This window comes from Paenibacillus tritici (assembly GCF_013204885.1).
Lineage (GTDB): Bacteria > Bacillota > Bacilli > Paenibacillales > Paenibacillaceae > Paenibacillus_AQ > Paenibacillus_AQ tritici.
Genome location: NZ_JABMKX010000007.1, coordinates 89,871 through 110,611, shown reverse-complemented (window position 1 = coordinate 110,611; position 20,741 = coordinate 89,871). Strand labels below are relative to the sequence as shown.

Here is a 20,741-nt window from a genome sequence, read left to right as displayed (position 1 = left end):
GGACAAGGAATCCCTATCTTTAGCGATTCAAGCTTTTTAAGGCAATTGCAGATAGAACGTCGTGGACTCGCCAACTACACTTTTTGCGTATATTCTCCCCTTATGCTGATCCACAATCGACTTAGCGATAGCCAGACCCAGGCCGTAGCCGCCCTGCTTGCGTGCTCTGGAGGTATCCGTACGGTAAAAGCGGTCAAAAATCCGCGTCAGGTGCTCAGCAGCGATGCCTTCCCCCGTATTCGAGGCGGAGAGGAGGACATCGCTGTTGTGCTTGTAGAGGGAGAGGTGTACGGCGCCCTTCGGATTCGTGTATTTCACCGCATTGTCCAGCAGAATCATCACCACCTGCTTGAGCTGCTCGCTGTTGCCGTGTACGGTAAGCTCAGGCTGAAGGTCGTAGCTGAAGGTGATATTCTTCTCGAAGATGACCGCCTCCATAGTCAGGATAATATTCTCTACCGCCTCGCTTATATTGAACCTGGTGTGGAGCATCGCGGTCCGGGAGTCATCCATCTCCGTCAGGTACAGCAGGTCATTGGTCAGCCGGGTCATCCGCTCGGTCTCGGACTTGATATACTGCAGCCATTTCGCCTGATTGCGGATGGTATCGTCACTGTTCGCCAGCAGCACATCCGCGTTGGTGTTGATGATCGTCAGCGGGGTCTTCAGCTCATGGGAGGCATCGGCGATGAACTGCTTCTGCTTGTCAAAAGCCTCCCGGACCGGCGCAATCGAGCGCCCCGCGAAGTAGCGGCTGGTGAAGTACAGGATGATCAGCATCAGCAGGCCCACGGCTGTGAAGGTATAGATAAGGTTGGTTAGGATGCTCTGCTGGGCGGTGATGTCCATGAAGACGAGCTGCTTCCCGCCGCTTGTTGACTTGACCATGAAGATCCAGCGGCTGCCGTCCAGGGTGAACCGGCCGGTGTCCTTGTCTATGCGCAGGGCTTCCTTCAGCGCGGCGTCATAGAATTCATCGTCCATCGTGAATTTGGATTCCTTCGTGAGCAGTGTGCCGCTTGCATCCGTCTGTACGGTGAAGGAGACAGAGCGCTCCGGCTGGTAGGGGTCCATCGGCCCTTTATCCATCGGCACCTTACCCTCTCCGCTGCCGCGGGGAAAGGGGGAGTCGCCCGGTCTTTGCTGCATATCCGCTATCCGGTGCAGCGCCATATTGATATCATTTTGCACATTGACGTACATGATGATATAGATCGTGGCGAAGGCAATCAGCATGATCACCGAGATGGTGACCAGATTGACAATCAGGAACCGTGTTCTGAGTTTATGGAACATCAGGGACTCCCCTCTAAGACGTAACCCACGCCTCTAATCGTGCTGATGCGTACCCCGGAGCTGAGGAAGGCAAGCTTTTTACGCAAAAAAGAAATGTAGACCTCCACATTATTATGCTCCGCCTCGGAATCGAAGCCCCACAGCTTCTCAATAATCTGCTCCTTCGAGGTGACCGCCTGCTTCCTTAAGATCAGCAGCTCCAGCAGCTCGGTCTCCTTCAGGTTCAGCTTCATCTCTTTGCCGTTGACCGTCAGCTTCGGATTCACCGTATTCAGCTCAATATCCCCGAACTTCAGGGCATCGTCAGGAATAACCTCCCCCTTGCGCCGCAGGGCCGCCCGGATTCGGGCCAGCAGCTCCTCCGAGGAGAACGGCTTGGCGATATAGTCGTCCGCTCCATAATCGAGTCCGGTCACCATATCGGTGATCTCCCCTTTGGCTGTCAGCATAATGACCGGCGTGGAGATTCCATCCTTCCGTAGCTCCTTCAGCACGCTGATTCCATCCAGCTCCGGCATCATAATATCGAGCAACAGCAGATCATAGATTCCGCTCCGGGCATAATCGAGACCGGCTCTGCCGTCATGAACCGCGTCTACCGAGTAATGGTGCTTTTTGAGGATTTGGGTTAAGGCTTCCGCCAGATGAACCTCGTCTTCTACGATTAATATTCTCATCGGATGCATCATCCTCTACATAAGTAATGTACTTGCTGCTAAGCCATTATATCAAGGGTACCTTTAATCAACCTTAATCCGGTCATTTAAGATTCACTAAAGGTTCGGGGGCTAAGATACAGTCATAAGCAAGCGGCACCCATTACTCACCCGAAAGGATCTGAACCCTATGGCTATCGAGGTCTTCAACCGTTACGAGAACAAATATCTGCTTGGCAATGAATCCTGTCTGAAGCTCTATCACGAACTGCTGGAATATATGGAGCCTGATGAATACAACAAGCAGGGGGAGTACTACTCCATCACCAACCTGTATTATGACACACCGCAGGATTCCCTGATCCGCAGCAGCCTGGCGAAGCCGAAATACAAGGAGAAGCTCCGCATCAGAGCCTACGGCATTCCCGCAGGTGACACCAGGGTCTATCTGGAGATCAAGAAGAAGGTGCTGGGTCTGGTCAACAAAAGAAGGACTCCACTGAAGCTGAAGGAAGCGTATGACTTCGTCGCCACCGGCATTGAGCCTGAGTTCAAGAGCTACATGAACAAGCAGGTGATGGAAGAGATCAAGTACTTGCTGACCCGTTATGAGCTGGTGCCTAAGCTGTATCTGTCCTATGACCGCAAAGCCATGTTCTGCAAAAACAGCCGTGACCTGCGCATCACCTTCGATACTAACATCCGCTGCCGCCGGTATGATCTGAAGATGGAGCACGGTGTATATGGCGAGGAGCTGCTGGAGCCGGGGCAATGGCTGATGGAGGTGAAGGCCGAGAAGACCATTCCGGTCTGGCTGGCCCGGCTGCTCTCGGAGCATCACATGTACCGCACCAGCTTCTCCAAATACGGCAATGAATATAAAAAAATGCTGAGAAACAGCCAATCAGAAAGAGAGCGTGTCCTTTATGCTTGAGTCGATTTTTGCCACCGCTGCGGCCTCTTCGGAGCTAACCCTCACCAGTGCTATATTAACCATACTCATCTCCATTGTACTTGGCGGACTGATCAGCTTCACCTACATGAAGACGAGCCCTGCCGGATATTCGCAGAGCTTCACGCTGACGATGGTCCTGCTGCCAGTTATAGTAGCGATCATCATCCTGCTCATCGGCAGCAATGTTGCCCGGGCCTTCAGCCTGGCCGGCGCCTTCTCGATCATCCGGTTCCGCAGCGCCCCCGGCGATCCGAAGGATATCACCTTCGTCCTGTTCACCATGGCCTCCGGGCTTGCCTGCGGGGTAGGGGCATTCGGATATGCCGTATTCTTCACCCTCATTCTCTGCGCTTTGATGGCCGTGCTTAACCGTACCGGCTTCGGACGGAGACCGTCAATGCAAAAGACACTGAAAATCACTATTCCCGAGAATCTGGGATATGAGGAAGCCTTCACGGAGGTCTTCAACCGCTTCAATGTGGCCTACGAGCTGAAAAAGATCAGAACCACCGAACTCGGAAGCCTGTATGAACTGGTCTATGCCGTAACGATCCATGAGCAGACAAGCCAGAAGGAATTGCTGGACGCTATCCGCACCCGCAACGGTAACCTGGATCTCTCACTGACGATGGCTCCCGCTATGAATGACTATTAATCTGCTACAAGAAGGGAACGATGACCGATGAAGAACTTCAGAACAGGCAGCCGGATAGGCCTGGTGCTGTTATGCGCCGCCGTCCTGTCGGCATGCAGTGCAAACGCCGCTGCCCCCATTTCTACAAGTAACAACGCGAATATATCAGTCACAGCAGATCAGAGTAGTAAGTCTGCCGAAGTGCAGCTGGCGAATGTGACGGCTGCGGACCTTATGGATTTCGATGAGGATGATACCGTAACCGCCTGGACGGCAGCAGACTCGACGGCAATTACTCTGGCGGGCACGAGCGCTGCGGTAGACGGTTCAGGTGCCACGGCGAACGGAGCTTCAGTCACCATTACGGAGGCAGGCACTTATGTGCTTAGCGGCACACTCAGCAACGGCCAGATTATTGTGGATGAGCAGGCCAAAGGAACGGTAAGGCTGGTGCTGAACGGCGCCCGGCTGACGGACAGCGACAGTGCGCCTATCTACATCAAGGAAGCCGGTAAGGTGGTCCTTACTCTGCAGGAAGGCACAGAGAACAGTGTGACGGATGGAGCCGCTTATGTATTCGCAGACGGGACTGAGGATGAGCCGAGCGCTGCGGTCTTCAGCAAGGCCGATCTGACGATCAACGGGAACGGCAAGCTTACGGTAACCGGTAATTATAACGACGGCATCACCGGCAAGGATGATCTCAAAATCATGTCCGGCACGATCGAAGTGCAGGCAGCAGATGACGGTATTGTCGGTAAGGACCTGGTAGCTATACAGGATGGTAGTATTACAATCCGTGCAGAAGGTGACGGCATCAAATCGACCAACGACGAAGCTGCCGACAAAGGCTTCATCGCGATTGCAGCAGGAACCTTTGACATTACCGCAGGCAATGACGGCATTCAAGCCGAGACCTCCGCAGTCATCGACGGCGGCACCTATACGCTGGTGACTGGCGGCGGCTATGTGAATGCCGCAGTGAAGACCGGCGATCAGGGAGGGCCGGGAATGGGCGGCGGCTTCGGGCAGCGTCCGGCTGGCGGCGACTTCCCTGATCCGGGGGCAGCCGGGGGAACTCCGCCGGATATGGATGCAGCGGCAATAACAGCAACCGCAGCGGTACCCTCGCCTTCACCTGCACAGACGGCAACCGCAGGAGCCCCAGACACAACAGACACCGCTGTAGCAGCGGAGACGGAATCCGCCAGCAGGAAGGGACTGAAGGCAGGCGGTGACCTGACCGTAGGCGGCGGAAGCTTCACGATCGACTCCGCAGACGATGCGGTCCACAGCAACGGCAGCATCTCGATCAGAGATGGAGAATTCCAGATCGCCACAGGCGATGACGGGATTCATGCCGATTCCTTGACCTCCTTGTCCGGTGGAACGATCAACATTACGAAGAGCTATGAAGGGATTGAAGGAGCTAACATTACCGTGTCCGGCGGCGAGATTCATGTAGTCGCGACGGATGACAGCGTGAATGTGGCCGGAGGCAACGATAATAATGCAACGGCTGGAGGAACGCAAGCACAAGACTCATTCAGCAGCACCGGAAGCAACCTGCTGACCATCAGCGGCGGCACCCTGACGGTGGACGCCGCAGGCGATGGCCTCGATTCCAACGGCTCGGTTACTATGACCGGCGGTACCGTCATTGTGAATGGCCCTGAGAACTCCGGCAACGGCGCGCTGGATTATGACGGGACCTTCAACATTACAGGCGGCTTCCTGGTAGCCGCAGGCGCTTCGGGCATGGCACAGGCTCCGGGCGGGGACTCCAGCCAGCATTCAGTAAGCATCAGCTTCACAGAGACGCAGCAGGCGGGAACTATGGTTCATCTGGAAGACGCTGACGGGAATCCTGTTCTGACCTTCACTCCGGCGAAAAGCTTCCAGACGGTAGTCCTTAGCGCCCCTGAGCTCAAAGACGGCAAATACACCGTCTATACCGGCGGCAGTTCTACCGGAACAGCCGCAGACGGATTATATACCGGTGGAGCGTACAGCGCGGGCACTGAATTTGTTTCTTTTGACATCACCAGCGCTGTAACCTGGGTTAATGAATCGGGCGTGACTACCGGCGGTAGCGGTATGGGAGGACCGGGCGGCGGCGGAGGGCGAGGCAACCGGACCGGCGGCGGGCCGGGCGGCCAAGGAGGAACGCCGCCGGCTGACGCGGGCACGACAAGACCTGCCGATGCAGGCACTACGAAGCCGGTGGATGCAGGCGCAACGGCTCCAGCCGGTGCAGGGGCAAGCAAGGAATAAGCAGTATGGCGAGCGGCATCCCCGCAGCCAAACAGAGACTATCCGCTCGCGGATAGTCTCTGTTGCTGCGCTTCGGGGTAACAAGCGGGTATGCCCAGCGGCTACATGAAGTCGAAATAGTACCGGATCACATGGAAGAACACTGGTGCGGTATAGGTGAGGCTGTCGATGCGGCTCAGGTAGCTTTTTTGAAGCGCGGCGAATTTGTCATCATCCCCGATCAGCAGATCCCGCTTAAGCACGGAGACGGTCAGGCTGCCGAAGAATCCGCTGAGACTGACCAGCATGCCGGAAAGATAACCGAAGACCGGATTCAGCGGTGTCAGATGAGGATAGATCAGATAGGAGACCGCCGTTGTCACCACAAACGCGCAGACGAATCCTTCCCAGGTCAGGTGGGGATTTGCGGTCGGGACGATCCGGTGTCTGCCGAAGTAGATCGAAGCCAGATAGTGAACGGCATCATTGAGCTGGGTCAGTACCACCAGGAAGAGGACCAGACCTGCCCCGTACTCCGGCGTTGCGAATTGGAAGTAAGCCAGATGACTCAGCCCGAATACCATCAGCATCAGTCCCCACTGGGTAGCGCTGACACTGCGCAGGAAGCCAAGGGTCCCTTTGTTGATCAGCCGGGGGAGCGGCAGCAGCAGGAACACATAGACTGGAATGAAGACAATGAACATCCCGTACCATTCAATGTAGACCCAGTAGAATTGCAGCGGAATGGACAGATAAGCCCATAGGAACAGCCTGCGGTCCGCTTTTCTGGTCCGGATCATGGAGAAATACTCCTTGAGGGCGAAGAAGCTCAGCACCATCAGGGACAGCAGGGACACGACAGAATTGGACAGGGTAGCGAGGCAGAAGATGAACAGCATGCCCCACCAGGTTTTGATGCGGAAGCCAATGCCGGTATAATCCTTGTCCTTCTGCAATCTGCTGACCACAAGATACAGTCCATGTATAACCGATAGAGCTGCAAAGATCAGAACTAGTGTGAATAAGGAGCGGTCCACTTGCAATCACCAACTTGTCTCGGAGTGGCATTTCAATACAGGGATTTTATGCTAAAATAGACAGAGCGTCCAGCTTAATTTGAAGCTTACACTTGATTCGTTGTGCAGTATGGAGACCTTAGTAGGCACTACAGACATAAATGTTGTACGTTCTACAACTCTGAATCTTTGGTAACCGGGTGTTCGAGAGGATGGTTGCATCAAATACAGGAATTATCCCGTTAAGCCGTTTGGAGAAGGCGAAATACTGTCTTTTAGACAACAATTTTGGATTTAAGCTCATTTCATGAGCATAATGTTGTATTATGTGCAGGATTCCACAGAGTTATGGGATCACTGCCACAAAAGGCCTATAAACAGATTATAAGGGGAAAATTGCAATGTCAGCAGACCGGTCAGTGTACATCATGCTCACCAATACGGGAACGCTGTTCACGAAGCTCATTCAGGGCTATACCAAAGCGCCGTATAACCATGCCTCAATCTCGTTCAACCGCGAGCTGTCCGAGTTATATAGCTTCGGGAGGAAGCATCCGGCCAATCCGCTGAACGGCGGATTCGTGAAGGAGGATATCCGCACAGGCACCTATAGTAAATATCCGGAGACGACCTGTGTCATCTACGAGCTTCAGGTCACGGACCGCGAGGTCGAGAAAATGAAGCGGGTGCTGCAGGTCTTCATCCGCAGCCGCCAGAAGTATCTCTACAATATCCTTGGTGTCATCGGCATCGCGCTGAAGGAGCCGGTAGAATTCAGCAACTCCTATTTCTGCTCGCAATTCGTTGCCGAGATTCTGGAGCGCTCCGGTATTAAGCTGTGGAACAAGCTGCCTGCGCTCGTCACACCGGATGATTTCCGGCAAAGCGACCGGCTGCAGCTGGTCTATTATGGCAAGCTAAGCGAGTATAAGCCTTCCAGTAAGTAGAGAAGCCCCCCGTTCCCGGCAGGGTAGAGGGACTAAGGCTTACTTGGAATATACAATATAACATAATGCAAAAGAGGAGAGTGAAGGAATGGTTCATGCCAAGGATGTGCTTGCCAATCAACTGCTGGCCGGTGCTAATGATCCCAGCTGGCATCTTCCTTTTATGCAGGCCGTGGAGACCGTTACAGAGGAAGAAGCCTTCTGGAAGCCCGGTGAGGGGGTAAGCAGCATTGCTGAACTCACCCAGCATTTGCTGTACTGGAATGAAGCCTGGCAGAGCCGCTACCGGGCAGGGCAGGTGGATGCTGTACCTCCGGCCAAGGATAATAACCTCACCTTCCGGGTTCCCGCAGATACTGCATTCAGTGAACTGCGCGAGAGTCTTCTGCTAACGCTGCTGAATTGGCAAAGCCTGCTGTCCGAGGAAGGGCTTGAGGAGCAGGTGAACGGATTCCCGGTGAAGGCTGCGTGGTGGGAGATCATCAGCAATGCGGCGACACATAACGCCTATCATATTGGTCAAATGGTATTGATTCATAAGCTGTACGTCCCGGAGCAGAGACAGGGATAAGACCCCATTCACGGGCATTTGCGGCACTATACGTAGAGACCGGCCGGATATCCCTGCCGGTCTCTTTGCTGTACAATCCGGGCCGCCGGTGGGCTTCCCCCTTGTGCAGAATACCTTAATATGTAATAAACTGGAGCATGTGATATCCTTGGCTTATTGTCTACTGAAGGGAAAAGAGAGGGATTTCATATCATGATTGATAACATCATCAGAGTGCTGGAAGCAAGGTACGCCTGCCGGATGGAGCGGCTGACAGGGGGATATACGAATCTCACCTACCGGATGGCAGGAGCGGAGCCTCCGCTTGTAGCCAAAATAGCAAATCTGTCCAATGACGACACGCTCAATGAGGTTCAGGTGATGAGGCTGGTGCAGGGGAGCTGTGATACTCCGGCTGTACATGAGGTGTCAGAGACGGACGGAATGCGGATCATCATCATGGACTGCATGCAGGGGGGGAACGCCCAATCCATACTGGATGCCGGGGACTGGACAAGGGCAGAGCGGATCTATTGCAGTATGGGGCAGCTTCTGGCGGCCCAGATTCATTCCCGGCCCTATCAGCCGCAAGGGACGGAGATTCGTCTCAGCAACAGGTCTGCGCTGAGTCAGGTCATCCGCACATTAGAATTCGTCCCCGCTCCTCTCGGCAGGCAATCACTTCAGATGCTGTCAGCGGCGGAGGCCGGAGAGCTTCCGTGGGTGCTTACCCATGGGGATTACGGAGTACATAATCTGTTATGCGAATCAGATGGTCACCTGCATGTGCTGGACTGGGAATGGGCAGAATGGGGCAGCCCGCTCAATGATGTGGCCTGGGTCTGCTGGTTCACGAAGCACCATTATCCCGGACAATCCGGGATGCTGAATACCGCCTTCATCCGGGGCTATCTGTCCGTTACCCCGCTGTCCTTCACACCGCAGCAGATGAAGGCGGCGAGTCTGTACAGAGTATGGAATATCCTGCACCGCCTGCGGATTGCGCCTAAGGAGGTGCAGCGGGAATGGGTACGGCGTCTGGAATGGACGCTGGGCGAGGACTTCGCAGAGCTGCACGGAACCAGCTGAGGAAGAGGCTTTTCCCGAATTCATGTATTCTGCAGCCTGGAGCCTGGAGCGCCTGAATCGCCCTAATTGCTCAGTCCTCCGGCACAACAACCTGAATGTGACGCGGAAGGGTGCTTAGGCGGATCGGCAGCGGCGGGCCCTCTTCCCCGTCCACATTCGTCTGTACCGGATCGGCGGAGCGGACGGACAGCTCTTTGGCGGTGAAATAGATAACATCCTTATGGTTCCTCAGATTGCCGAGCAGCAGAGATATGCTGACCGTCACCGAATTCAGCAGGTGAAGGTCCTTGACGATGAAGCAGTGGAGCAGCCCGTCATCTACAGCGGCGTTAGGGGCGAGCTTCTCGAAGCCGCCCACAGAATTCGTAAGCGCGGCGATGAACAGCGGGGAAGAGCCTTCCCATACCTCTCCGTCATGAGTAATCGTCAGGGTGTGCGCAGTATTGCTGGCCAGCTCTTTAATGCCCTCCTTCAGATACGCCAGGAAGCCCAGCCGGGTCTTATCTTCGGTAGTTACAGAGGAGAGGGAGCCGGCCAGTGAGCCTGCAGCCACCACATTGGCGAACAACCGGTCATTGAGCCGGCCCATATCCACCCTTTGGGTATGAGGGGAAGACAGCGTTTGGATGGCCTCTTCAGGATTAAGCGGGATCTGCAGCGCACGGGCGAAATCATTGACCGTTCCCATAGGCACAATCCCAAGCTTGGGACGGTGCTGCTGGCCGGCAAGCCCGTTCATGGTCTCGTGCAGAGTACCGTCTCCTCCGATGGCAACCACCAGATCATACCTTTCACTACATGCCTGATTACAGAAGGCTGTGGCATCTCCTTCGCCCGCAGTCTCATGGACGGCAACCTGATAACCCGCGCCTTGCAGCACTTCTTCCACTGCTCTGATGTAATTCCGCGCCTCTGCTTTGCCGGATGAGGGATTCATGATGATCATAGCCTGCTGCATACTGCACTCCTCTCTGTGTAACTGGATTACTATCCATTAACCAGCTAAGCCTATCGTTTGAATCACAAGCGCCAAAGGGCGTACAAGTCCCTTGGGCGCTTATCGTGTTCCGCCTGGCTGCTGCGGCAGGCAGGGCGGCGGTTAACGTTCTGTTGTCCGCCGATGATAAGATTCGGCATAGGCTGCGCTGCGGAAGCTAAGGATGGGATCATCCGAGAGGAGCATCCCGGAGGTGATTCGGGCAGGGTCCATCACCAGCCCTTCCGGTTCAGGAATGATCTCCGAAATATGCAGCCGTCCGAGATCGACTCTCCGGCGGTCCTCGGGCCAAGTACGGGTAGGGTCATCTGTAGCATCGCCCTCCTCCCCGAGAACAGCGATAAGCTGGAAGATGGCCGGCTCATCCTTGAAGCGCAGCTCCAGCTCATCCTCCAGATAGTTGTCCGGCTGCTGGGCTGCCGCTTCTGCTGACAAGGTCCGAACCCCTGATTCGGGAACCCACTCGAACCGCACCGGCTGCTTCCGGCCTTCGGCGTTCACCAATACATAAGCATGGATGCAGAAATACTGGCTCTCCGCATAACTGGCCGGCGGCTTCAGCCGTTTCACGGCGAGCAGGCTCTCTTTGCTCTCGGTGAAATGACTGACAATTTCCTTCATCAGCTCCAGCGGTCCAAGGGTTCCGGTCCGCAGCCGGTGTGCCGTACGAACAATGTCGATGAAGGACTCAGGGGTCCGGGCAAAAAAGACAGGTACCGTTACTCCAACCAGATTCGTGACCTCACCCTCCGGCAGGATGAACTGGACAGCCATCCCTTTGGCGGGAGAGAGGAGATCCGCCACTGCCGGATCGGTGGAGCTGCCCGAGAAGCGGACGATGGCATTCACCTGCTGCTCCTGAAGATGCGCCGCTTCAGTGAATTCCATTCCCAGACCGCTCGGCCGGAAGAAGCCGCGGCAGCAGATTCCCCTGGCATGGGCGCGGCGGTATCCGGGATGAACCCCGGACAGGTTCTCGATGGCATCGACGGCCTCACCGGCAAGTCCTATATTCTCCCCGGTGTCTGCGGGAAGCTGGCCCTTCTGCTCAGATTCATTCATGTCAGATTCATTCATGCGGACATTCACTCCTCGCTGATTCATTTGTACCGGAACAAGCTACATGCTAATTATTACCACTTCCGCATTTTATTCAAACTGTAGCGGCTTCCCGGTCAGGAAGATAAGTGATTAGCCGGCGAATGGGTTACGGGTTTCGAAGTACAGCATCTACTCGGCCATTGAGATTTTTCCAGTTTCTCTCCGTGCAGCTCCGGGGCTCGAGAGAGACCGTTATCAAGTAATATGCTAAGATTGAACAGGCTCATCCTATAACAAGTGCTTAAAGCAGGATTGGAGAAATCAAATTATGAATGAATTGCCAAATTGTCCGCAGTGCAGCTCCGTATACACTTACGAGGACGGAAGTCTTCTGGTATGCCCGGAATGCGCACATGAGTGGTCACTTGATGCAGACAAAGGAAACAGCGAGGAACAGAAGGTAATCAAGGATTCCAACGGCAATGTCTTGGCGGACGGGGATACCGTAACGGTGATTAAGGATCTCAAGGTCAAAGGCAGCTCGTCCGTTCTGAAGATAGGCACCAAGGTGAAGAACATCCGGCTGGTGGAAGGCGATCATGATATCGACTGCAAAATCGACGGGTTCGGCGCGATGAAGCTGAAATCGGAATTTGTCCGCAAGGCATAGTACGAAGGACCGGCTTTTGCTGCCCATGGGCGGCAGAGGCCGGTTCTTTATTTGTTGGGTAATTATGACATCCGTCTGTGGTGGATAAGGCGTGTATAAAGATGGGAATAAGGGTGGCTTGAATCATCCGTAGGATCATTTGGATCGCTGAAAGAAACAACTACCCCTGGGGCTTCCGAATTCAGCTGCAATGCAAAGGGCATAGAATGTATACGAAAACCGAATACAATGTGCTGGCGTGAAGACATCGGACTAACTATATGTGAAAAACCGAACACAATGTGCTGACGCAAAGGCTATCGGGCAACTGTAGGCGAAAAACCGAACACAATGTGCTGACGTGAACGCTATCGGGCCAAATGTAGGTGGAAAACCGAACACAATGTGCTGGCGTGGACGCCATCGGGCCAAATGTAGGTGAAAAACTGAACACAATAGAGTGGAGAGCACTCGTACTCCCCATGAGTACGCGGAAGCCGTCAGAAAGCAGGCGGAAGAAGAAAAGTGAGGTACCGCTTAAGAGAGGAATAAGGTGAAAGGTGGAGTGTGAATTTGGAGCAGCTCCGTCTGTTTGCCGCAGATTTGCCTGAAGGACTAATTTGCCTTTGGATCATAAGCACACTTCAATCCCCTGCCCCCTAATACCTCCAGAAGTCGGCATCCGAACCTCAGCTTCCGCCAAATGTTGGCTGCGCGGAAGGAAGAAAGGGATTAATCCCTCTCAATCGGCTGGAAGTGGATGGAATGAGGAAATGAAAGGGATTAATCCCTCTGAATCCGCGAAAGCGGCCTGGAGGAGGAAGGGAGAGGGAAAAATCCCTCTGATCCGAAAGACGTTAGCCGAAGGAGGAATTAAGGAGCACTAATGCACTTGAATCCACCGGACGCGGGCCGAAGGAGGGAATGAGGTGCACTAATGCACTTGAATCCACCGGATGCGGGCCGAAGGAGGGAATGAGGAGCATTAGTGCACTTGAATTTACCGGATGCAGCCAGAAGGAGGAAATAAGGAGCACTAGTGCACTTTAATCTACCGGACGCGGGCCGAGGGAGGGAATGAGGAGCACTACTGCACTTGAATCTACCGGACGCTACCTGAAGAAGCAGGCGAAGAGTCTCTTTCCTGCTGAAAAGGTGCCGCCCTTCAAAAGGACGGCACCGTTGTTCTCGCCCGTTGCGGCAAGTTCCTTCCGCTTAACGCCCTAAGACGGGGGGCACCCTTGTTACAGTATTCTGCGTGCGGTGACAAACCGCTTTTGCCACGAGCTGCTGAAATTCTCCATATGTACACCCTGCTCCTTGGAGTAGGTATGCAGAATCCGGTTATTTCCGGCATAAATGGCTACATGTCCGATATCAAGGCCGCGGGCGGTGAAGAATAGCAGATCTCCTGTACGCAGCTCGTCCAAGCTGACCTTCCTGCCTTCCAGCGCCTGATCATAGGAGACGCGGGGAAGCTCCACTGAGAGCGTATCTGCATACACACGTTTTACAAAAGAGGAGCAGTCGAACGTATCCGTCTGCTCTGGAGAAGCGCCGAATACATAAGGAGCATTCAGGTATTGCTTACCGGTGGCAATCAGCGCCTCGCCCTGCTTCTGCAGAAGGGAAGGGCTTCTGTAATTCGTGAATTTCGGCTTGGAGGACACATATCCGGTGAGGTTATCCGTTGTCCGCACCTCCAGCCAGAGGGCGCCGACCTCACGGATGACATGGACCTTGCTGCCGGCCGGCAGCAGACCCAGGCTGGCAGCCTCACTCCCGGCATCCGGGGAGCTGCGCAGGTTGACCCCCCAGGTGACCGAGGTATCATAGGCGGCCGAGGAGATAAGGACAGAGCCTGAGGCCGGCTCCCAAGTGACCAGGCTGCCCAGTGCTTCACTGATGAAGCGCAGGGGAACCATACTGTAGCCCTGAGACAGTTGCCCCGGTACAGCCAGATCAACCGTCCTCCCGTTCAGCAGGGCAGTAGACGAACCCAATGTATAGGTTAATGTAGTGCCGCCTTTGACGGCATTCACCGTCTTGCTGATATTGTTCCAGGAGAGCTCTGCTCCCTGGGCTTCAAACAATCCGCGCATGGGAACCAGTACGGTCCCGCTGATGTTCAGCGGCCGGGCCTCCGGCTGAAGCTGTTGTCCGTCCAAATAGATGGAGATGGGCTTGGGGGCAAGGGCTGCATCTGCATGGACACTGGCTGGATAGAGCAGGGCCAGTCCGAGCAGAGACAGCAGCATAGTTCTTCTAGTTGTCATGGATTCATCACCTTATGGATAGATTTAACTCTATACATTGGACGTTGCAGGGGTGAAATGGTTTTGTGCCAATTTCTGGAGTCTGAAGGGTGCCAACAGCACCAGGACCTGCGCCAGCATCAGAGGGTGGGCAGGGCCCCAAATGATTCGTCACTTGACTTCTGTCACAATCCATCATAAAATCTAACCAGTTAGTTATAATTGGGGGTGTTCATCATACCAGCGGCAGAAGGCAAACGAAGCGCCAAAATTTACGATGCGGCCCGGACCAGAGGGATTATCCTCGATGCTGCCGAGGAGATCTTTGCGGAGCTTGGCTATTCAGCGGCACGGATTGATGCTATTGCGAAGGCATCCGGGTACAACAAAAGCCTGATTTATCAGTATTTTGGCGACAAACTGGGACTATATACAGAAGTCGTCAAACGCGCAGACCAGATTGGCGAACAGATTACAGGCGCGTTCATTAGCGGATTATTGCAGAATGACAAGCTTGTATCGGACCCTGAGGCGTTCAGGAGCTTCCTGGAATCTATGACCCGGGAGACGGTGTCCTTCCTCCTGGAGCACCGGAGTTACCTGAGAATTCTATTCTGGGAGGCCGCTGAAGACTGGAAGACCTGGAATCAGATCACCTATCGTCCGGACGATGTTACACAAATGCATGAATTGGCCTTAGCTGCACAGAAGAACGGAATCCTCCGTCAGGATCTGGACCCGGCGCTCTTTCCGATGATGATTATGAATGTGATTACAATGACACTGCAGTCGTCTACAAGGTTCGAGCATTTGCTTGGCAGCCTGGACTCGCCGCAGATTAGAGAACAGACTACCCGGCAGATCGTGCAATTTATTATCCATGGCGTTATGGAGCCGTCTTTGCTGTAAGAGGCGGCTGTTTTTTTTGGACAAAATATAAACAACTAGTTAGTTTTAAATCAGAAGCTGGAGTGATGTTTATGACCGCGATGATTCAGACGGAACGATTAACGAAGCATTTTGGCAGCAATCAGGCAGTGAACGGACTGTCGCTGGAAGTGAACCAGGGCGAAATCTACGGCTTCCTGGGACTGAACGGTGCCGGCAAAACAACAACCATCCGCATGCTGCTGGGCATGATCCGTCCTGATTCCGGGTCCTCCTATGTATTCGGACAGCGGGTGGATGCGGGCAGCCATAAGCTGTGGGCGAAGGTAGGGTACATGGTCGAGACGCCCTACTCCTATCCTGAGCTGACCGTCCGCGAGAATCTGGAGATAATCCGCAGGCTGCGGGGTATCACAGACCGCAGGGCCATTGACCGCATCATGGATAAGCTTCAGCTTACCGCTTACCGGGACCGCAAGGCGGGGGCGCTCTCCCTCGGCAACGGACAGCGACTGGGTCTCGCCAAGGCCATGCTGCATCATCCGCAGGTGCTGATTCTGGATGAGCCGACGAACGGGCTTGATCCGGCCGGGATTGTGGAGGTGCGGGAGCTGCTCCGGGAGCTTGCCTTTCAGCACGGAGTAACGATTTTTATCTCCAGCCATATTCTCGGTGAGGTCTCCAGGCTGACGACGCGGATTGGTATCGTGCATCAGGGCAGGCTGCTGCAGGAGGCGGATGTGAAGGAGCTTCAGCAGCAGCTCCGCAAGCGCCTGCTTGTGCAGACCCGGGACACGGGCAGTGCCCGGAAGAGACTGATTCAGGCCGGATATGCTGTGCAGGAAGCCGGAGAGGGAACGTTGCTGCTTGCGGATGAACGTGCTATCGCGAACCCGGACCACATCTCCAAGCTGCTTGTGTACGCGGATATGCCGCCTACGCTGATTCGGGTGGAGGAAGAGGATTTGGAGGCTTATTTTCTAAGAATGATTGAGGCTGAAGGAGGGAAGAAAGGATGAATCAATGGATATCAGCCTTGGGGGTAGAGGTGTTGAAGCTTCGCCGTTCCAGGCTGTTCTGGATCTCGCTTGCCGCGAGTATGATGGTGCCGGTCATGATCGGGCTGGTCTTCTCGGGAACGATTGGCTCCCAGAGCAGCTTCGAGGGGGAGATCAATATGGCGGGGCTCCTGAAGGAGCTGGGTATTGTGATCTCTATGGGGGGCCTCATCGGATTCGGATTCGTGTTCAGCTGGATCTTCGGCCGGGAATATTCCGACCGCACGCTCAAGGATCTGCTGGCCCTGCCGCTGTCCAGATACGGGGTGGCTGCCGCCAAGCTGCTCGTTGCCGCAGTGCTCAGCATGGGGCTGGCGCTGCTGGTGTTCATCGTCGGCTGCTTAACAGCGGGGCTTGTCGGCCTGGACGGATGGAGCCTGGAGGTCATTCTTCATGGCTTCGGCCGTTACGCGGAGGTCAGTCTAATGGTGATCTGCCTGAGCATACCTGTGGCGTGGATGGCTTGTATCGGCCGTGGTTATATGACTCCGCTCGGCGTAGTCCTGCTGACCATTGTAGTTGCCCAGTTCGGCGGGGCGCTCGGCATTGTGGAATATATCCCATGGGCCATTCCCGGATTGTTCAGCGGCGCTTCCGGGGAGGAGAGCTCCCATCTGGAGGCGATTAGCCGTATGCTCCCGTATCTCACCGGCGGCATTGGCATCATAGGTACTCTTGCCTGGTGGCGTTATGCCGATCAGACATAGATCAGGCGGACTTTTAGAAGATTATTAATACGTATCAATGGAGGGGAATTAAAATGGAGAAAATACCAAAGGGAACCGTACTAATCATGGCTATTCTAATTATCGGGACTATGCTGGGGCTGCTGAATCAATCTTCACTGAATACAGCGCTGCCGAACATTATGGGCGATTTCCAGGTGTCCACAAGTACTGCCCAATGGCTGACAACGGCTTTTGCCCTGGTTACAGGCATCGTGGTTCCGATCACGGCTTTTCTGATTCAGCGGTTTACAACCAAGCAGGTCTTCGTCTTTGCCATGGGCATGCTGACCGCGGGAACGCTCCTGTGTGCGGTCTCGCCGAATTTCGGACTGCTGCTCACCGGAAGAATCGTGCAGGCCGTCGGAGTGGGCATCATGCTTCCCCTGGTGCAGACGTTAACGTTCATCCTGATCCCGGTGGCTAAGCGGGGGTTCACGATGGGGATGATCGGGCTTGCCATTAATTTCGCCCCGGCCATCGGACCTGTATTGAACGGCTGGCTGGTCGAGGATCATTCCTGGCGTTTGCTGTTCTATGCTCTGGCTCCATGCTCGCTGCTAATCACCGTCATTGGAGTCTTACTCGTTAAGAATGTTACCCCGCAGGTGAAAAGTAAGGTGGATGCGTTATCCATGACGTTATCCTCGCTTGGCTTCGGCGGTGTATTATACGGATTCAGCGTCTCCGGCAGCAGAGGGTGGGGAAGCACGGAGGTGCTGATCTCCCTGGCGGTCGGGTTCATCGCGCTGGGCCTGTTCGTCTGGCGGCAATTGACTATGGAGAATCCTCTGCTGGAGCTGCGGGTATTCACCAGTCCTGCTTTTACTATGGCTACAGTGATCAGTATGATTCTGATGATTATCATGCTGAGCGCCCAATTACTGCTCCCTATCTACATGCAGACGATGCTTGGTTATACCGCGCTCAAGTCAGGTCTCATGCTGCTCCCCGGTGCGATTCTCATCTGTATCATGTCGCCCATAGCGGGCAGGCTGTTCGATAAAATAGGTGCCCGGACGATGGTCATCACCGGACTCAGTCTGACGGTCCTCTCGGCCTTGCTGTTCTCGAATCTGACAGAGCATACAACCTATACGTTCCTTATGGTTGGCTATTCTCTGCGGATGGTCGGCGTCAGCCTGACTTTACTGCCTGTTATCACCAGCGGCATGAATTCTCTCCCGCCTGCCTTGATCCGGCATGGGATTCCCGTGAACACCACGCTGCGGACCGTCGCTGGTTCCATCGGCACAGCGCTGCTGGTCACCATAATGACTCATAGCGGCGGCGGCCAGCAACCAACGGGAGATGTCCACAGCTTAATTCACGGGATGAATGTGGCTTCTATGGTAACGACAGGAGCCGCAGTAGCTGCGCTGATCCTGGCCTTCTTCATCCAACGCAAGGAAGCCCCCGCTGAGATTCCGGCGAAGGGCGTTACTGTGAAATAACTATTGTTGTAATGGGGACAGGAAGGCCTAGGCTCAATAAAATACTTTGTGCTGCAAGAGATCGAGCGCCTGCTCGATCTCTTTGCGTTCTGCAGCCGTGATACCGGCAATACGCTGCTCGAACCGTACGGCGATCTGCTGAAAGGCTTCATTCATCAGCGCTTCACCTGCGGCAGAGAGCTTGATCCCCTGCTTGCGGCGGTCATCCGGGTCAGTGATCCGGGTACAGACGCCCTTCTCGCTGAGCTTTTTCACTTCACGGCTTGTATTGGGCATCGACATCTGCATACAGTCACTGACCTCGCTGAGTGTTACCGGCTGGCTGACGGCGATGTATTCGAGAATTTTATATTGCAGCGGTGTTAAGGCCTCTGATTTCACATCTTTGGTTATATCGTTTGTTATTTGATGGACGGCAGCACTGAAGGCTACGAATTTCTGAAACAGCTGGTTGTTGTCCATAAGATCACCTCAAAGGAACCATACCAAATTAATTATCAAAAAACAATTATCATTTGACAACTAAATTAAAACTATGCTATGTTTTTGTTATCAAATGACAACTAAAGGGGAATACCACTGATGAACACACTCGTTATTTATACACATCCGAATCACCGCAGTCTCAGCTACGCTTTTCTGCAGGAAGTGCTGCGCGGCAGCAAGGAGAATACGAAGATTAACGAAGTCAAAGTGCTTGATTTGTATGAGGCGGGTTTCGATCCGGTACTGGTGTTTAATGAGAATAAGCGGAGAAGGGATATGTACCGTGACCCGGAGCTTGCGGAATACAGGGAACAACTGCTGTGGGCGGATCAGGTAGTGCTGGTCTATCCGATCTGGTGGGGGCGGCCGCCGGCCATGCTGATGGGTTATATTGACCGGATGTTTGCTTCCGGGTTCGCGTACCGGGATAAGGGCGGACTTCTGCCGGAAGGCCTGCTCAAGGGCAAGAGCGTCGTCTGCATTTCCGTCATGAAGGGGCCAACCCATTATCCGCTGCTGTGGCTGAACAACTCTCATAAGGCGCTGATGCGCAAGGCCCTGTTTAATTTCGTAGGCATCCGCAAGGTGAAATTCTTCGAGTTCGGCAATATGGAGAGCCCGAAGGGCAAGCAGAGCCGTAAGCTGGAGCAGATCTACCGTTATTTCAAGACTGCCCGGTGAAAATAAACCATTTGACATTCTGCCTACATGTAACTACAATGGTTACAGGATGAAGGATTACCTTGGATCAACAAGAATCAGCAGAGATGTTCAAATAAATGAACCCCATTTGGAGGAATTGACATGAAAATCGCATTAACAGGAGCAACAGGTCACTTTGGTTCGATCGTAGCAGAGACATTGCTGAAGACGGTACCGGCTGAGAATATTGTAGCCAGCGTCAGAAACCCGGAGAAGGCAGAGAAGCTGAAGTCACAGGGCGTGGATGTCCGTCACGGTGATTTCGATCAGCCGGAGACTCTGGATGCAGCGTTTGCCGGAGTAGAGCGCCTGCTGATTGTCTCGGCAGACGGCGACAATGATACGCGTATCCGCCAGCATAAGGCTGCTGTGGATGCCGCCGTTCGTGCAGGTGTCGGCTTCATCGCCTATACCAGCGTAGGCGATGCCGAGAACAGCTCCCTGTTCCTGGCACCGGTACACCGTGCGACTGAAGAGTTCATCCGTGAATCCGGCATTCCATATGCTTTCCTGCGCAACAACTGGTATCTGGAGAATGAAGTCGGCTCCATTCAGGCTGTTAAGGCTGGCGCACCTTGGCTGACCTCTGCCGAAGACGGCAAGGTGGGCTGGGCAACACGCAGCGATTATGCCGAGGCGGCGGCGGCTGTTCTGGCAGGATCGAGCCGTGAGAATGCCATCTACGAATTGTCCGGCACACCGCTTACTCAAGCAGAGCTGGCAGCCGTGGTTGGTGAGGTTCTGGGCCAGGAGGTTGCTGTGCAGCAGGTGGATGACGCCACCTATGCGAAGATTATGGCGGGTGCAGGCGTGCCGGAAGCGGCACTGCCGATCGTGGTAGCTATTCAGGGAGCCATCCGCGATGGCGCACTGAATATCGAGAGCGGCGATCTGGAGAAGCTGCTGAACCGTCCGCAGACACCGCTTAGCGAAGGTGTACGCTCGCTGCTTGGCTGACTACCTATGGGCTTCCTGAACACTATACTGTAAAGTTATTCAAAGCGAGGGATATCCCAAAAGCCAGCAGTGGCGGGGACATCCCTTATTTTTGGAGTTGGATAGAGATTAAACTTCAATGAATAGCAAAAGT

The 20,741-nt window shown here is 54.3% G+C and carries 20 protein-coding genes; 13 read left to right on the top strand and 7 right to left on the bottom strand.

The annotated features are described in order from the left end of the window. Nucleotides 1-36: 36 nt before the first annotated feature. Both HQN87_RS13890 and HQN87_RS13885 read right to left on the bottom strand, forming a co-directional pair. Nucleotides 37-1,296 carry a sensor histidine kinase gene (locus HQN87_RS13890; protein ID WP_173134032.1) on the bottom strand — a complete coding sequence of 420 codons (1,260 nt, stop codon included), beginning with the start codon at nt 1,294-1,296 and terminating at the stop codon, nt 37-39. Then, entirely contained in the window at nt 1,296-1,973 is a 678-nt protein-coding gene (locus HQN87_RS13885) for a response regulator transcription factor (RefSeq protein WP_173134028.1), read from the bottom strand. Before HQN87_RS13885 ends, HQN87_RS13890 begins: the two co-directional genes overlap by 1 nt. A gap of 169 nt (nt 1,974-2,142) precedes the next feature. Here HQN87_RS13885 and HQN87_RS13880 point away from each other — a divergent pair, with 169 nt between their 5' ends. From HQN87_RS13880 to HQN87_RS13870, 3 genes are read left to right on the top strand one after another with little or no spacing between them, the layout of a single operon-like run. Further along, a complete protein-coding gene (locus tag HQN87_RS13880) occupies nt 2,143-2,886 on the top strand; it encodes a polyphosphate polymerase domain-containing protein (protein WP_173134027.1) in 744 nt (247 codons plus the stop codon). Then, nucleotides 2,879-3,562: a DUF4956 domain-containing protein gene (locus HQN87_RS13875; protein WP_173134025.1), complete on the top strand. Its 684-nt coding sequence runs from the start codon at nt 2,879-2,881 to the stop codon at nt 3,560-3,562. The genes HQN87_RS13880 and HQN87_RS13875 overlap by 8 nt, the downstream gene beginning before the upstream one ends. A gap of 27 nt (nt 3,563-3,589) precedes the next feature. Further along, entirely contained in the window at nt 3,590-5,815 is a 2,226-nt protein-coding gene (locus tag HQN87_RS13870) for a carbohydrate-binding domain-containing protein (RefSeq protein WP_173134022.1), read from the top strand. A gap of 101 nt (nt 5,816-5,916) precedes the next feature. On the opposite strand, the gene HQN87_RS13865 is transcribed toward HQN87_RS13870, so the two are convergent. After that, nucleotides 5,917-6,831 carry a phosphatidate cytidylyltransferase gene (locus HQN87_RS13865; RefSeq protein ID WP_173134019.1) on the bottom strand — a complete coding sequence of 305 codons (915 nt, stop codon included), beginning with the start codon at nt 6,829-6,831 and terminating at the stop codon, nt 5,917-5,919. Between the two features lie 380 nt (nt 6,832-7,211). Here HQN87_RS13865 and HQN87_RS13860 point away from each other — a divergent pair, with 380 nt between their 5' ends. From HQN87_RS13860 to HQN87_RS13850, 3 genes are all read left to right on the top strand, one after another. Next, nucleotides 7,212-7,757 (top strand): C40 family peptidase, encoded by a 546-nt coding sequence (locus tag HQN87_RS13860; protein WP_173134016.1) that lies wholly within the window; start codon nt 7,212-7,214, stop codon nt 7,755-7,757. A gap of 88 nt (nt 7,758-7,845) precedes the next feature. After that, a complete protein-coding gene (locus tag HQN87_RS13855) occupies nt 7,846-8,328 on the top strand; it encodes a DinB family protein (RefSeq protein ID WP_173134013.1) in 483 nt (160 codons plus the stop codon). Nucleotides 8,329-8,520: 192 nt separating this feature from the next. Continuing rightward, on the top strand, nt 8,521-9,396 hold the full coding sequence (locus tag HQN87_RS13850; protein ID WP_173134010.1) for a phosphotransferase family protein: 876 nt from the start codon (nt 8,521-8,523) through the stop codon (nt 9,394-9,396). A 70-nt stretch (nt 9,397-9,466) separates the two neighbouring features. Here the strand turns inward: HQN87_RS13850 and HQN87_RS13845 are convergent, their stop codons facing one another. Continuing rightward, nucleotides 9,467-10,354, bottom strand: coding sequence for a diacylglycerol/lipid kinase family protein (locus HQN87_RS13845; RefSeq protein ID WP_173134007.1), 888 nt, complete (start codon nt 10,352-10,354; stop codon nt 9,467-9,469). A 141-nt stretch (nt 10,355-10,495) separates the two neighbouring features. Then, nucleotides 10,496-11,470 (bottom strand): catalase family peroxidase, encoded by a 975-nt coding sequence (locus HQN87_RS13840; protein ID WP_173133989.1) that lies wholly within the window; start codon nt 11,468-11,470, stop codon nt 10,496-10,498. A gap of 292 nt (nt 11,471-11,762) precedes the next feature. Here HQN87_RS13840 and HQN87_RS13835 point away from each other — a divergent pair, with 292 nt between their 5' ends. Then, complete coding sequence (locus HQN87_RS13835) at nt 11,763-12,104, top strand: zinc ribbon domain-containing protein YjdM (RefSeq protein WP_173133986.1); 342 nt, start codon at nt 11,763-11,765, stop codon at nt 12,102-12,104. A 1,223-nt stretch (nt 12,105-13,327) separates the two neighbouring features. Here the strand turns inward: HQN87_RS13835 and HQN87_RS13830 are convergent. Next, the gene (locus HQN87_RS13830; protein ID WP_173133983.1) at nt 13,328-14,359 is read right to left on the bottom strand and encodes a C40 family peptidase; all 1,032 of its coding nucleotides are present in this window, start codon (nt 14,357-14,359) and stop codon (nt 13,328-13,330) included. Between the two features lie 207 nt (nt 14,360-14,566). Here HQN87_RS13830 and HQN87_RS13825 point away from each other — a divergent pair, with 207 nt between their 5' ends. The 4 genes from HQN87_RS13825 (at nt 14,567) to HQN87_RS13810 (ending at nt 18,463) form a co-directional block, all read left to right on the top strand. Then, nucleotides 14,567-15,247 carry a TetR/AcrR family transcriptional regulator gene (locus HQN87_RS13825; protein ID WP_173133980.1) on the top strand — a complete coding sequence of 227 codons (681 nt, stop codon included), beginning with the start codon at nt 14,567-14,569 and terminating at the stop codon, nt 15,245-15,247. Between the two features lie 71 nt (nt 15,248-15,318). Then, a complete protein-coding gene (locus tag HQN87_RS13820) occupies nt 15,319-16,245 on the top strand; it encodes an ABC transporter ATP-binding protein (RefSeq protein WP_173133977.1) in 927 nt (308 codons plus the stop codon). Further along, nucleotides 16,242-16,991 (top strand): ABC transporter permease, encoded by a 750-nt coding sequence (locus HQN87_RS13815; RefSeq protein ID WP_173133974.1) that lies wholly within the window; start codon nt 16,242-16,244, stop codon nt 16,989-16,991. The genes HQN87_RS13820 and HQN87_RS13815 overlap by 4 nt, the downstream gene beginning before the upstream one ends. A gap of 53 nt (nt 16,992-17,044) precedes the next feature. After that, nucleotides 17,045-18,463: a DHA2 family efflux MFS transporter permease subunit gene (locus HQN87_RS13810; RefSeq protein WP_173133971.1), complete on the top strand. Its 1,419-nt coding sequence runs from the start codon at nt 17,045-17,047 to the stop codon at nt 18,461-18,463. Nucleotides 18,464-18,496: 33 nt separating this feature from the next. On the opposite strand, the gene HQN87_RS13805 is transcribed toward HQN87_RS13810, so the two are convergent. Beyond that, nucleotides 18,497-18,925, bottom strand: a complete 429-nt coding sequence (locus tag HQN87_RS13805; protein ID WP_173133968.1) for a MarR family winged helix-turn-helix transcriptional regulator — start codon at nt 18,923-18,925, stop codon at nt 18,497-18,499. 120 nt (nt 18,926-19,045) lie between these two features. On the opposite strand from HQN87_RS13805, the gene HQN87_RS13800 reads away from it, so the two are divergent. Both HQN87_RS13800 and HQN87_RS13795 read left to right on the top strand, forming a co-directional pair. Beyond that, a complete protein-coding gene (locus HQN87_RS13800; protein WP_173133965.1) occupies nt 19,046-19,630 on the top strand; it encodes an NAD(P)H-dependent oxidoreductase in 585 nt (194 codons plus the stop codon). 123 nt (nt 19,631-19,753) lie between these two features. Beyond that, a complete protein-coding gene (locus HQN87_RS13795) occupies nt 19,754-20,608 on the top strand; it encodes an SDR family oxidoreductase (protein WP_173133962.1) in 855 nt (284 codons plus the stop codon). Nucleotides 20,609-20,741: the final 133 nt, after the last annotated feature.

Bases quoted from the DNA above. Each gene is read 5' to 3' on its own strand.
- HQN87_RS13890 (WP_173134032.1), bottom strand. From the start codon at position 1,296: ATGTTCCATAAACTCAGAACACGGTTCCTGATTGTCAATCTGGTCACC.
- HQN87_RS13885 (WP_173134028.1), bottom strand. From the start codon at position 1,973: ATGAGAATATTAATCGTAGAAGACGAGGTTCATCTGGCGGAAGCCTTA.
- HQN87_RS13880 (WP_173134027.1), top strand. From the start codon at position 2,143: ATGGCTATCGAGGTCTTCAACCGTTACGAGAACAAATATCTGCTTGGC.
- HQN87_RS13875 (WP_173134025.1), top strand. From the start codon at position 2,879: ATGCTTGAGTCGATTTTTGCCACCGCTGCGGCCTCTTCGGAGCTAACC.
- HQN87_RS13870 (WP_173134022.1), top strand. From the start codon at position 3,590: ATGAAGAACTTCAGAACAGGCAGCCGGATAGGCCTGGTGCTGTTATGC.
- HQN87_RS13860 (WP_173134016.1), top strand. From the start codon at position 7,212: ATGTCAGCAGACCGGTCAGTGTACATCATGCTCACCAATACGGGAACG.
- HQN87_RS13855 (WP_173134013.1), top strand. From the start codon at position 7,846: ATGGTTCATGCCAAGGATGTGCTTGCCAATCAACTGCTGGCCGGTGCT.
- HQN87_RS13850 (WP_173134010.1), top strand. From the start codon at position 8,521: ATGATTGATAACATCATCAGAGTGCTGGAAGCAAGGTACGCCTGCCGG.
- HQN87_RS13845 (WP_173134007.1), bottom strand. From the start codon at position 10,354: ATGCAGCAGGCTATGATCATCATGAATCCCTCATCCGGCAAAGCAGAG.
- HQN87_RS13840 (WP_173133989.1), bottom strand. From the start codon at position 11,470: ATGAATGAATCTGACATGAATGAATCTGAGCAGAAGGGCCAGCTTCCC.
- HQN87_RS13835 (WP_173133986.1), top strand. From the start codon at position 11,763: ATGAATGAATTGCCAAATTGTCCGCAGTGCAGCTCCGTATACACTTAC.
- HQN87_RS13830 (WP_173133983.1), bottom strand. From the start codon at position 14,359: ATGACAACTAGAAGAACTATGCTGCTGTCTCTGCTCGGACTGGCCCTG.
- HQN87_RS13820 (WP_173133977.1), top strand. From the start codon at position 15,319: ATGACCGCGATGATTCAGACGGAACGATTAACGAAGCATTTTGGCAGC.
- HQN87_RS13815 (WP_173133974.1), top strand. From the start codon at position 16,242: ATGAATCAATGGATATCAGCCTTGGGGGTAGAGGTGTTGAAGCTTCGC.
- HQN87_RS13810 (WP_173133971.1), top strand. From the start codon at position 17,045: ATGGAGAAAATACCAAAGGGAACCGTACTAATCATGGCTATTCTAATT.
- HQN87_RS13805 (WP_173133968.1), bottom strand. From the start codon at position 18,925: ATGGACAACAACCAGCTGTTTCAGAAATTCGTAGCCTTCAGTGCTGCC.
- HQN87_RS13800 (WP_173133965.1), top strand. From the start codon at position 19,046: ATGAACACACTCGTTATTTATACACATCCGAATCACCGCAGTCTCAGC.
- HQN87_RS13795 (WP_173133962.1), top strand. From the start codon at position 19,754: ATGAAAATCGCATTAACAGGAGCAACAGGTCACTTTGGTTCGATCGTA.